This is a genomic window from Polaromonas sp. (assembly GCF_035638815.1).
Lineage (GTDB): Bacteria > Pseudomonadota > Gammaproteobacteria > Burkholderiales > Burkholderiaceae_C > Polaromonas.
On sequence record NZ_DASQZG010000005.1, the window covers coordinates 114707 to 127249 of the forward strand.

A 12543-nucleotide genomic window follows, 5' to 3' on the forward strand; every position below is an offset into this window, starting at 1 on the left:
AACACACCAGCAGAGCCTTCCTTCACCATGTTGATGAAAACCGCCTCGCAATCCCTGACCGAGCAGCTCTGCGCCCGGTTTGCAGAGCGCATACGCAGCCGCTTGCTGGCACCCGGCGCACGCCTGCCTTCGGTACGGCTGTGCGCGCAGCAGCAGGGTGTGAGTGTGTCTACCGTGGTCGCAGCGTACGACCAGTTGCTGGCCCAGGGGCTGGTGGTGGCCAGCAAGAATCGGGGCTTTTTTGTCCGGGAAGCACCGCTCAATCCGGCGCGCGCAATGCCGCAGCGGGAGCCGGCGCCTGAACCCCCGGCGGCATCACGCCCCGGCAACGCAGGTCAGGTAGCGCCAATGGCCGCGTGGAGTACCGCCACCTGGATGGCGACGCGCCATGCGCCCATTGACGCGACGGCCCTGATACGCGGCATGTTTCACAAGGTCAGCCCCAAGCCGCAACCCGGCATGGGTGTGCTGCCGCCAGAGTGGATGGAAACCACTTTCATGCCAGCTGCGGTGCGCAAGGTCACCAGCGTCAGTGCGCTGCGCGAATTTTCGCTGCAGTACGGTGAACCCATGGGTGACAGCGGTCTGCGGCGTGCCCTGTCGCAAAAGCTGGGGGCACTCAATGTGCACGCTCCGCCTGAGCAAATCATTACCACCGTGGGCGCCACACATGCGCTGGACATTGTCAGCCGTACCCTGCTGCGCCCAGGCGACTGCGTGATGGTTGAAGAGCCGGGCTGGGCGGTGGAGTTTGCGCGGCTTGATGCGATGGGCATGCGCATATTACCGGTGCCGCGCCGTGCGGACGGGCCCGACCTTGAAGTGATGGCGCAGTACTGCGAAGTTCATCAGCCCAAACTTTTTGTCAGCGTGAGTGTGCTGCACAACCCCACCGGTTATTGCCTCCCGCCGGGCAGTGCACACCGCGTGCTGCAGTTGGCCAATCAGCATAACTTTCACATCGTTGAAGACGACACCTACAGCCACCTGGCGCCCGAACACGCCACGCGCCTGTGCGCGCTCGACGGCCTGCAGCGCACCATTTATGTCAGCGGTTTTGCCAAGATTCTGGCGCCGGGCTGGCGCGTCGGATTCATGGCCGCGCCGCCCGATCTGGTCGAACGCCTGCTGGACACCAAGCTTCTGGCCACCCTGACCACGCCCGCACTGCTGGAGAAAGCGCTGGCCTGGTGCATAGACCAGGGCCAATTGCGCCGCCATGCCGAACGCATTCGCACACGGCTGGACGCAGCGCGCGCCCGCAGCGCCCGCCTCGCGCTGGCCCACGGTTGCACCTTTGCGGCAGAGCCCGCAGGTTTGTTTGGCTGGGTGGATACCGGCGTGGACACCGACGCGCTGTCGCAGCGCATGCTGGACGAGGGCTACCTGATGGCACCCGGCGCGCTATTTCATGCGGTGCGCACACCGAGTACGCTGATGCGCATCAACTTCACCACCACGCAAGAGGCAACGTTCTGGAAAGTGTTTGCGCGCATGCGCGACGGAATGAAGTGAGGCCTGCAGGCCTTGATAGCCTTCCCCAGGACGTGGTTAAGGATGATTTCGGCTGCTTGCCCAGTTAACGTGGACACAGTTTGCTATCAAAAGTAGAGTAAATCTCGCGAGGACGTTTGCCATGCAACAACTTCTGGGGCGCATTGCTCTTTTGCTGATGGCGGCTGCAACGGCCGTTGTTTGCCCGACAGTGGCCGCGCAAGTCAGCGGCATCGGCAACGCACGGCAAACGTTGTCTTACAACGGTATGGAGCGCAGTTATGTAGTGCGCGCACCGCAGGTGGCTGCGCCCGGCAAGCTGCTGCCGCTGGTGTTTGTGTTGCACGGCGGCGCGGGCGATGCCGCCAATGCGGAGGCGATGACAGGTTTTACCGGCAAGGCTGCGCGCGAAGGCTTCATCGTGGTGTATCCGGAAGGTAGCAGTCGCTTCAGAGGCAGGCTGTTGACCTGGAATGCCGGGCACTGCTGTGGCTACGCCATGCAAAAACAGGTGGATGACGTGGGCTTCATCAATGCCCTGCTGGACCGCATGCTCAAAGACTACCCCGTCGACGCCCGGCGCATTTACGCCACCGGCATGTCCAACGGCGCCATGATGTCGCACCGGCTGGGCAGGGAGCTCGCGCACCGGTTTGCCGCCATTGCGCCTGTGGTGGGCGCGGTGTTTGGCGATGAACCATTGCCTGCGGCCCCGGTTGCTGCACTCATCATCAACGGCATGCTCGACAAATCGGTGCCTTATCAGGGCGGCGCGCCCGGAGGCCGCTTCTCGGAGTCGTGGGACGGAGCATCTGTCCGGCCCGCGCAGGACCAGGCAAGCTATTGGGCACGGGCCAATGGCTGCAGCCCTGCGCCCGATGTACAGGACAGGCCTGCACTGGTGTGGACCCGTTACCGTTGCCCCGCCGGAAAGTCTGTCGAGGCTTACCTCGTCAAGGACAACGGCCACGCCTGGCCCGGTGGGCAGGCTGGCAGCGGGCGCGGAGACCCGCCCAGCACAGCGCTGGAGGCGACGGATGTCATCTGGGCGTTTTTCAAGGCAAACTCAAAGCCGTAAAAGCACCCAGCAGCCAAGCCCCAAACCAAACCTGAATTTCTTTTTACAAATGATGAACGCCGGCCTGGAGTGGGGCCAGCCAATTTTTCTCTCCCATGTCGAACCCTTCCCGTTCCCCCTTGCTGATTGGTTGTGCCGCCGGTTTCTCGGGCGACCGGGTTGACGCTGCAAGCGCGGTAGTGGACACGCTGATTGCCCGGGGTGGCCCGGCGTTTCTGATTTTTGAAACCCTGGCGGAGCGCACGCTGGCGCTGGCGCAATTGCGGCGCCGTGCCGACCCCGACGCGGGCTTTGAACCGCTGCTTGAAGACATGCTGCGCCCGGTGCTGGCGCGTTGCTTGCAGCACAACATTCGCATCGTCAGCAACTTTGGTGCGGCCAATCCGCTGGCTGCTGCGCGCTGTATCCATGCCATGGCAATGGCGCTGGGCTTGCCCGCACCGCGCATTGCAGTCATCGGTGGTGACGACCTGTCGGGCGCCGCGCATCGTCCGCTGCTGCGGGCGCAACTGGGCGCGGCCATCGACGGCCTGCAGATCGTCAGCGCCAATGCCTACATAGGCGCCGAAGCAATTGCTGGCGCGCTGGACGCCGGCGCGCAGATTGTGGTGACCGGGCGCGTGGCCGACCCTTCGCTCGCTGTGGGGCCGGCGATGTCGCACTTCGGCTGGCGCGCTGACGACTGGGACCGGCTGGCGCGCGCCACCATGGCCGGGCATCTGCTCGAGTGTGGCGCGCAGGTCTGCGGCGGCTACTTTGCCGACCCCGGCTACAAGGATGTGCCGGACTTGCACGCAGTGGGTTACCCGATTGCCGAGATCGACAGCGACGGCCACTGCATCATCACCAAAGCGGCGAACACCGGGGGGCTGCTCAGCCTGGCCACCGTCAAGGAGCAGCTGTTGTATGAAGTGCACGACCCGGCTGCGTATCTGACGCCCGACGTGGTAGCCGACATCAGCTCGGCACAGCTGGAGCTGCTGGGCCCTGACCGGGTCGGCCTGACGGGTGTGCGCGGCCACGCGCGGCCGGACAGTCTCAAGGTCAACGTTTGCCATGAAGGCGGCTGGTTGGCGGAAGGGGAAATTTCCTATGCCGGTCCGCGGGCTGAAGCGCGCGCCCGCCTGGCCGCCGCGGTTTTGCGCCAGCGGCTGCCCAAATTGAAGTTGCGGGTGGATTGGATAGGCGCGGTGAGCATCATGGGCGACGACGCGGGTGCCTTGCTCTGCGCAACACCCGCAGGTGATGCGCGCGACGTGCGTCTGCGCGTCGCCGCAAGCCATGCCGAACGCGCCGAGGCAGAACGCTTGCCGCGCGAGGTGACCGCGCTTTATACCTGTGGTCCTGCTGGCGGTGGCGGCGTGCGTACTGCACTGACACCCCGGCTCAATACCTTGTCGTGCCTGATACCGCGCGAAGCTGTGCCCGCGCACTTTGAAATGCTGGAGAGCGGGCAATGAGCGCGCGGGACATCACCGTTCCTTTGTACCGGCTTGCCCATGGGCGAACCGGCGACAAGGGCAACCGATCGAACATCAGCGTGATCGCCTGGCATCCGGAGTTCTATCCCTTGCTGCTGGCGCAAGTGACCGAGGCCGTGGTGGCGCGCCACTTTGCCCATCGCAAGCCGAGCCAGGTGCAGCGTTATGAGTTGCCGGGGTTGTACGCACTTAACTTTGTGCTGGACGATGTGCTCGATGGCGGTGTCAACGACGCGCTCAATCTTGATGCGCACGGCAAGGCGCTGTCGTTCTGGCTGCTGGATATGCCGGTTGAAGTACCCGCTGCGCTGGCCGCGTTGCTGGGGCCTGAGTGAACAAACCGCAGTGAACGCTATTTAATTTATAGCAAACTATTGCCGTCCCTAAAGGGCAAACTGATGAAAACATCAGCAAACTCAGGCGCGTAGACGCTACAGCATTTCTTCCGGCGCAAAAGGCCCAATCAGCTTGAGCATGAGCTTGAGCGCAAAACTGGCGTCAGGCTCGATACGTGTGTCCTTGAGCTGCGAACCCTGCGGTGCGCGCCAGACAAGCTGGCCGTCATTCAGCTCAACCTTGTATGCGCCGTTGGTCATCGCGGGCTCAATCAGCTGCGTGGTCTCTGCGGCAAGTTTTCTGCTGCGGATGACCAGCGCCACTTCGCTGTTTTGCAATTGCGAGCGCAGGTCCAGATTCATCGAGCCGATCACCAGCAGCAAGTCGTCCAGCACCACGATCTTGGAATGCAGGCTGGCACGCGAGCCGTTGGCAGAGCCCGTGCTGCCCAGCCCGCTGAAGCTGGACAGGGTGCCTTCCTGCTCTGCGCGCATCTCATAAATTTCGATGCCCATGGCCAGCAAGTCCTTGCGGTAGCGGGCATAACCCACATGAGCGGCCGGTGCGTCGTTGGAGGCGAGTGAATTGGTCAGCACACGAATGCGGACGCCCTTTTGGCGGATGGCCGCAAACTGGGCCATCATGCGTTCGCCCGGAACAAAGTAGGGCGAGACGATGAGCAGATTGCTTTTGGCATCGCTCATCAGCTGAAGCAGGCCGTCCACCGTGGTGTCCTGTGACAGCTCCACGGCATCTGCGTCGGCCGCAATTTTGGAGGCTTTGTCCACCAGCAGCACCGACGGCGCCCAGGTCCAGCTGAGCTTTGACAGGTTGGTGGTATCTGGCAGCGGCGGCGCAGTTGTTGTTGTGGCCGGGGCGGCGGAGGCAGCCGTTCGGTCAACCGCCGGGCCATCAACTGCGACAGGCTTGTCAGCAGCGGCAACCTTAGGCGCGGGCTTCAGCGTTTCCAGCTCTTTGGCACTCATGAGCGACTGCACCGGATAGGCCAGCGGGTTGTTCCAGTACTGGTCAAAGCTGCGCGACAGCTCGCGCACAATGCGCCCGCCTGCCAGCACATCGGCGTCCACGAAGTTGGTGCCTTCGCCTTGCCCAAAGTAGGTTTCGCCCAAATTGCGCCCACCGGTGATGGCAACCGCGTTGTCTGCCACCAGCATTTTGTTGTGCATGCGGCGCTGAATGCGGTCTGTGTCCTTAAGCGATCCCAGGACGCGAAAAAACAGAGAGCCGCGAGAACCGGGAAGCGGGTTGAACAGGCGCATGCTGATGTTTTTTTCAAACCCCAACTTGAGAACCTGCGCGTTTTTCCCCGATGTGTTGAAGTCATCAAGAAGGATGCGAACACGCACGCCGCGCTCGCCCGCTGCGCGCAGCGCATCAAACAGGCGCTCTGTCGTTTCGTCGGCGTGGATCGCGTAGTACTGGATGTCCAGGGTTTTCTGGGCGGCGTTGATCAGTGTCATGCGGCTGGTGAACGCGAGCTCGGCGCTATTGACCAGCGAAAAACCCGAGTCGTTGCGCGTGCGTGCGCCCGCAGCGCTGGCCTGCATAGCCTGTCCCAATGCGGTGTCTTGCGGTGTGGCCAGCGCAGTGGTGACGGGCCGGTCCACATCGGTAGGCAGGGAAGCGCAGCCGCTGACCCAGACCACTAGCAGAAGCACACCGAGCCAGCGCCAGAGCGCGCCGGTGGGCTGTGTAAGTGAGGTGCTGCGGCGCTGAATGGAAAGTGGGCTCATGGGTAAAGCCACTTTAGCGTAAGCGGGTGTATCAGTGCACCCGGCAGAGCCCGCCTTGCACGCAAGATTTTGTAGGCGCTTTGCTCGACAGTTCAGCTTGGCGTGTCAGTCAAGCCGAGAGGGTTTCCCAGCGCTGCAGAGCGTCCATCAATTCTTCTTCGAGCTTGGTGTTGCGCGCGTTCAGTTCGGCCGCCCGTTTGGCGTTGCTTGTGTAAAGCGAGCCGTCAAACAGCTCCTGCGCAATGGCTTTCTGCTGGGATTCAAGTTGCTGAATCAGCGCTGGCAGGCCTTCCAGCTCACGCTGCTCCTTGTAGCTCAGCTTCTTTTTTGGTAGCTGCTCGCGCCCGTCCTTATTGGGCTGGGGGCTGTTTTTGCTTGTATTTTTGGCGCCAGGAGCACTTGCGGCGGGTTTGCCGCTGTTGCCGGTGATTTGCGCCGCCCGCTTGGACTGGGTGATCCAGTCGGTCACGCCGCCTTCGTACTCGCGCCAGAAGCCCGGGTTCTCTGGCGTGCCTTCGTAGGCAATCGTGCTGGTGACCACGTTGTCGAGGAAACGACGGTCGTGGCTGACCAAAAACACCGTCCCTTCGTAGTTTTGCAGCAGGTCTTCCAGCAGCTCGAGCGTGTCAATGTCCAGATCGTTGGTTGGTTCGTCCAGCACCAGCACATTGGCGGGCCGCGCGAACAGGCGTGCCAGCAGCAGGCGGTTGCGCTCGCCGCCCGAGAGCGTGCGCACGGGTGAATTGGCACGTGCCGGCGAAAACAAAAAGTCGGTCAGGTAACTCTTGACGTGTTTCTTCTGGCCGTTGATCTCCACCCACTCGCTGCCGGGGCTGATGAAGTCCTCCAGCGTGGCGTCCAGGTCCAGGCTGTCGCGCATCTGGTCAAAGTAAGCCACCTGCAGGTTTGCGCCTTGACGAATCTTGCCGGGCGGATTCGTCACGTCGGGCTGAAGCTCGCCCAGAATAAGTTTGAGCAGCGTGGTTTTGCCCGCGCCGTTCGGGCCCAGCAGACCCACCTTGTCGCCGCGCAGCAAGGTGCCGCTGAATTTATTGACGATGATTTTTTCAAGGCCCGGGTGGCCAAAGCTTTTGCTCACATCGGTGAGTTCAGCGACGATTTTGCCGCTTTTCTCGCCGCTGGAGACGTCCAGATTGACCCGACCGACCGCATCACGGCGTGCGGCACGGTTATCACGCAGGGCTTCAAGCCGGCCGATGCGCGCCACGCTGCGGGTGCGGCGCGCTTCCACACCCTTGCGGATCCAGATTTCCTCTTGCGCAAGCAGCTTGTCAGCCTTGGCGTTGATAACCGCTTCTTGCGCCAGCTGTTCTTCTTTCTGAATCAGGTACTGCGCAAAATTTCCAGGGTAGGTCAGCAGCTTGCCGCGGTCCAGCTCCACGATGGCGGTGGCGACCTGGTCCAGAAAGGCCCGGTCGTGGGTGATGGTGATGATGCTGCCGTTGAAATTGACTAGCAGCTCTTCCAGCCAGGCGATGGAATCGAGATCCAGGTGGTTGGTAGGTTCGTCCAGCAGCAACACATCAGGCTTGGCGACCAGCGCCTGAGCCAGCGCCACCCTTTTTTTGGTGCCGCCCGACAGCGAGCCGACGATGGCGTCCTTGTCCAGGTGCAGGCGGTGCAGGGTTTCCTCCACACGCTGCTCCCAGTTCCAGCCGTCCAGCGCCTCGATTTCGGACTGCAGGGCGTCCAGATCGGTGTTTTCGTCGGCTGCCAGGTATTGCTCAACTATGTGCCGTGTCCTTGCCAGACCGGCGCTGGCCGCTATAAAAACAGTAGCGTGCGGGTCCAGGCTGGGCTCTTGCGGCACATAGGCGATGCGCAGGTTGTTTTGCAGCTGCAGCGTGCCGTCGTCGGGTTTTTCCAGCCCGGCGAGGATTTTGAGTAGAGAGGATTTGCCGGTGCCGTTGCGGCCAATCAGGCCAATGCGCTGGTTGGTTTCAAGGGAAAAATCTGCGTGGTCCAGCAGGGCGACGTGCCCAAAAGCGAGTTGAGCGTCTAGAAGTGTAATTAAGGCCATGTTGCTAGGGATTATCCGGGTGCGGCATTTCGCATGCTGGTTTTCAGGGTTTTGCAGGTCATTCCGGATGGCTATAGTGCAATGACTAAAGCGGTGTGCCCGCTGAAAACTCCGGAAAGCTGCCCCATGGAATTACAGATCAACGGCAAGGCCGTTCAGGTCGACGCCGATCCCGCCATGCCCCTGCTGTGGGTGCTGCGCGACCTGCTCAATATGACAGGCACCAAATTTGGCTGCGGCGTGGCGGCCTGCGGTGCCTGCACCGTGCGGATTGACGGGCAAGCCGTGCGGTCCTGCGTGACCCCGGTGTCCACCGTTGCCGGCAAACGCATCCAGACCATAGAAGCACTCGGCACCCCCGAAAAGCCACATGCCCTGCAACGCGCCTGGATTGCCGAGCAGGTGCCGCAATGCGGCTATTGCCAGTCGGGCATGCTGATGGCTGCCGCAGCCCTGCTGGAAAAGACGCCCAAACCGACGGATGCCGACATTGACGCCGCCATGACCAATATTTGCCGTTGTGGCACCTATCAGCGGGTGCGGGTCGCCATCAAGCAAGCGGCCGGCATGCCCGTAGGCGCAGTAGCCGGAGCGAAGAAATGAAGCGGCGGACTTGGTTGCTCAGCGCCGCAGGGCTGACGGGCGCGCTTGTTATTGGCTGGGGGGTGCTCCCGCCCAGGTCACGCACGGGCGCCGCACGGCTTTGGCCGCCGGTTGACGGAGAGGTGGCTCTGAATGGCTGGCTCAAGATCCTGCCCGACGGTTCGGTCGTTTTGGCCATGCCGCGCAGCGAGATGGGGCAGGGCGTACACACCGCGTTGCCCATGCTGGTGGCAGAAGAGCTGGACGTAGCCTTGTCCCGCATTCGCATCCAGCAGGCTGGAGCGGACAAGATTTTTGGCAATGTGTCGCTGTTAACGGCCAGCCTGCCGTTTCACCCCCATGAGATAGAAGCGCGTCCGACAAAGGTCAAAGTAGGTGAATGGGTGGTCAGCAAGGTGGCGCGCGAGCTGGGCATTAATGCGACGGGCGGCTCCACCAGCGTGGCCGACGCCTGGACAGTGTTGCGGCTGGCGGCGGCGACGGCTCGGGCATCCTTATTGGGAGCCGCATCGCTGCAGTGGCGCCTGCCGATGGCCGAATTGACCGTTGCCGATGGTGTGGTTTCCCATCCATCGGGCAAATCGGCGCACTATGGTGAACTGGCCAAGTTTGCGGCGGCTACCCCGTCTGGCGCAGTCACCTTGAAAGATCGCAAGGACTGGAAAGTTATAGGCCAAAGCGTCCCACGCACGGATATCCCGGCCAAGGTTGACGGCACGGCGCAGTTTGGACTGGATGTGCGTTTGCCCGGCATGGTCTATGCCGCTATTCGGTTGTGTCCGATGCTGGGAGGCTCCCCGGGCGCCATCAATGCCAATGCCGCGTTGGCCATGCCGGGGGTGGAGCGCCTCGTGCGCTTGCAGGGATTTGCCGGCACCACGGCCGGATTTGCGGTGGTGGGCAAAAGCTGGTGGCAGGCCCAACAAGCCGCGCAGGCCGTGCAGGTGGAGTGGCAACAACGGCCCGCGGGTCCGCTGGATTCCCGCCAGATCGAGCAAGAGCTTGAAGCCGCTGTTAAAAGCAAAGAAGGTGGCTTCACCTTTTATGAGACTGGCGATACCGGTCAGGCTGAGGCGGGTGCAGCCCGGAAGATTGAGGCGGTGTACCACGCGCCTTACCTGGCCCACGCCACGATGGAGCCCATGAACTGCACCGCCCAAGTGAAAGACGGGAAGGTGTCTATCTGGGCGCCCACGCAGGTGCCGCAGATGGGCGCGGCCATCGCAGCGCGCGTCGCCGGCGTGGATATTGATGACGTCGACCTCACGGTGACCTTGCTGGGCGGCGGTTTCGGTCGCCGACTGGAAGTGGACTACATCGCCCAAGCCGTGCGGGTCGCCATGGATTGCGGTGGCAGGCCGGTGCAGTTGATCTGGTCTCGTGAAGAAGACACCACCCACGACTTTTACCGCCCCATGCATGTTGCCCTGTTGCGCGCCGCCGTGGATGCCCATGGTCAGGTCACAAGTCTGCGCATCAAGTCTGCCGGCGACGCCATCAGCCCCCGCTGGATGGAGCGCGGCATTCCCCTCCTGGCCGGGCCGATAGACATGCCTGACAAAACGACGGCCGAGGGCCTGTTTGACCTGCCCTACAGCTTTGCCAACCAGCAAATGTCACATGTGGCCACCCGAAAAGGTGTTCCGGTGGGGTTCTGGCGCTCAGTCGGGCATTCACACAACGCGTTTTTCTCGGAATGTTTTATGGATGAGTTGGCACTGGAAGCCAAACAGGACCCGGTTGCCTTCCGGCGCCAGCTGCTGAAAGACGCACCGCGCTACATGGCTGTACTTAACTTGGCGGCGTCCAAGGCCAGTTGGGGCGGCTTGCTGCCTGTCGGGCAGGCCAGGGGCATCGCCCTGCATGAATCTTTTGGCTCCATCGTGGCCCAGGTTGCAGAGGTGTCGCTGGTCAATGGAAAGCCCCGTGTACATCGCGTGGTCTGCGCCATGGACTGCGGCACGGTGGTTAACCCTGGGGTCGTGGCCCAACAGATGGAGAGCTCCGTGGTGTTTGCATTGACTGCTGCGCTGCATGGTCAGGTGGACATCGTGGATGGTGCGGTGCAGCAGAAGAACTTTCCCAACTACCCCATGTTGCAGATGGCGCAAGCGCCTGTGGTGCAGACCCATTTGATTGTCAGTACCCGCCCGCCAGGCGGCGTGGGAGAGCCTGGCGTGCCGCCACTGGCGCCAGCGGTTGCCAACGCCTTGTTTGCGCTCACCGGCAAGCGTGTCAGGAAATTACCTTTGCAGGTGTAGTTCACGGGGCTCAAAACCCGTGCTATAGTCGAGGGCTCAGCTTATGACGTGCAACCCTAAGGGAGGCGCTTAATAGGCCAAGAAGATAGTCTTGGAGAGAAAACAAATTTTTCAATTTGTTTGACTGGTGAGAAAAAACCGGTATAGAATCTAAGGCTCGACTGATTACAGTCAACAACCTCAAAGCGAGTCGGAAAACGCGAGAGTCAGCGGCTTCACTTCAGAGTGAAAATCAAGACAATCAACTCAACGGCAAGCCGGCAAAAAAGTTAAATTTTTTGTTGACCGGGATGAAAAAACCGGTATATAATTTGAGGCTCTGCTGATTGCAGCAAAGCAAACAAACTTCAAGTAAGTTGCTTCCCTCGGGAAGGTTTGCAAAGCGAATCAAAAGTCAACTTCTTGTTGACATGCTTGTAAAAAACATGTCATAATTGAAGGCTCAGCTGATTACAGCTAACGACGAAAACGAAGCCGCCAAGCGGCGACGAAAGTAGTCAGGATCATTAAAAATTTACAGCCGATAAGTATGGGCGTTTGAAGGCGATTGCCAGACAAAATTAATCAGCTTCGGTTGGTTAAAAGTAGTCAAGTCTTTTGACTTTAAACGCTCATAGAGATAGAACATGTGAAATCGTCAAGATTTCTCATCAATTCCGTTTTTTATGAGTTTTCTTCGTGCAGCAATGTGCGGAGTTGAAATATTGCAGTGATTAAACTAAAGAGTTTGATCCTGGCTCAGATTGAACGCTGGCGGCATGCCTTACACATGCAAGTCGAACGGTAGAGTAGCAATACTCGAGAGTGGCGAACGGGTGAGTAATATATCGGAACGTGCCCAGTCGTGGGGGATAACGTAGAGAAATTTACGCTAATACCGCATACGATCTACGGATGAAAGCGGGGGATTCGCAAGAACCTCGCGCGATTGGAGCGGCTGATATCAGATTAGGTTGTTGGTGAGGTAAAAGCTCACCAAGCCGACGATCTGTAGCTGGTTTGAGAGAACGACCAGCCACACTGGGACTGAGACACGGCCCAGACTCCTACGGGAGGCAGCAGTGGGGAATTTTGGACAATGGGCGAAAGCCTGATCCAGCAATGCCGCGTGCAGGAAGAAGGCCTTCGGGTTGTAAACTGCTTTTGTACGGAACGAAAAAGTCCTTTCTAATAAAGAGGGCTCATGACGGTACCGTAAGAATAAGCACCGGCTAACTACGTGCCAGCAGCCGCGGTAATACGTAGGGTGCGAGCGTTAATCGGAATTACTGGGCGTAAAGCGTGCGCAGGCGGTTCTATAAGACAGATGTGAAATCCCCGGGCTCAACCTGGGAATGGCATTTGTGACTGTAGAGCTAGAGTACGGTAGAGGGGGATGGAATTCCGCGTGTAGCAGTGAAATGCGTAGATATGCGGAGGAACACCGATGGCGAAGGCAATCCCCTGGACCTGTACTGACGCTCATGCACGAAAGCGTGGGGAGCAAACAGGATTA

Annotated in this window: 8 protein-coding genes and 1 rRNA gene; 7 read left to right on the forward strand and 2 right to left on the reverse strand. The window is 60.5% G+C overall.

The window, feature by feature from the left end:
- Positions 1-27: 27 nt before the first annotated feature.
- From VE934_RS02770 to VE934_RS02785, 4 genes are all read left to right on the forward strand, one after another.
- A complete protein-coding gene (locus tag VE934_RS02770) occupies positions 28-1515 on the forward strand; it encodes a PLP-dependent aminotransferase family protein (RefSeq protein WP_324884082.1) in 1488 nt (495 codons plus the stop codon).
- A gap of 121 nt (positions 1516-1636) precedes the next feature.
- Positions 1637-2572: an alpha/beta hydrolase family esterase gene (locus tag VE934_RS02775; protein WP_324884084.1), complete on the forward strand. Its 936-nt coding sequence runs from the start codon at positions 1637-1639 to the stop codon at positions 2570-2572.
- 95 nt (positions 2573-2667) lie between these two features.
- Positions 2668-4032: an acyclic terpene utilization AtuA family protein gene (locus VE934_RS02780; RefSeq protein ID WP_324884087.1), complete on the forward strand. Its 1365-nt coding sequence runs from the start codon at positions 2668-2670 to the stop codon at positions 4030-4032.
- Complete coding sequence (locus tag VE934_RS02785) at positions 4029-4388, forward strand: AtuA-related protein (protein WP_324884089.1); 360 nt, start codon at positions 4029-4031, stop codon at positions 4386-4388. Before VE934_RS02780 ends, VE934_RS02785 begins: the two co-directional genes overlap by 4 nt.
- A gap of 96 nt (positions 4389-4484) precedes the next feature.
- Here the strand turns inward: VE934_RS02785 and VE934_RS02790 are convergent, their stop codons facing one another.
- Both VE934_RS02790 and VE934_RS02795 read right to left on the reverse strand, forming a co-directional pair.
- Positions 4485-6143, reverse strand: a complete 1659-nt coding sequence (locus VE934_RS02790) for a phospholipase D family protein (protein WP_324884091.1) — start codon at positions 6141-6143, stop codon at positions 4485-4487.
- Between the two features lie 109 nt (positions 6144-6252).
- Positions 6253-8184, reverse strand: coding sequence for an ATP-binding cassette domain-containing protein (locus VE934_RS02795; protein ID WP_324884093.1), 1932 nt, complete (start codon positions 8182-8184; stop codon positions 6253-6255).
- Positions 8185-8310: 126 nt separating this feature from the next.
- Here VE934_RS02795 and VE934_RS02800 point away from each other — a divergent pair, with 126 nt between their 5' ends.
- The 3 genes from VE934_RS02800 to VE934_RS02810 all read left to right on the forward strand — a co-directional run.
- Positions 8311-8787, forward strand: coding sequence for a (2Fe-2S)-binding protein (locus tag VE934_RS02800; protein ID WP_324884095.1), 477 nt, complete (start codon positions 8311-8313; stop codon positions 8785-8787).
- Complete coding sequence (locus tag VE934_RS02805; protein WP_324884097.1) at positions 8784-11048, forward strand: xanthine dehydrogenase family protein molybdopterin-binding subunit; 2265 nt, start codon at positions 8784-8786, stop codon at positions 11046-11048. Before VE934_RS02800 ends, VE934_RS02805 begins: the two co-directional genes overlap by 4 nt.
- Positions 11049-11763: 715 nt before the next feature.
- A 16S ribosomal RNA gene (locus tag VE934_RS02810) occupies positions 11764-12543 on the forward strand; the annotation flags it as partial.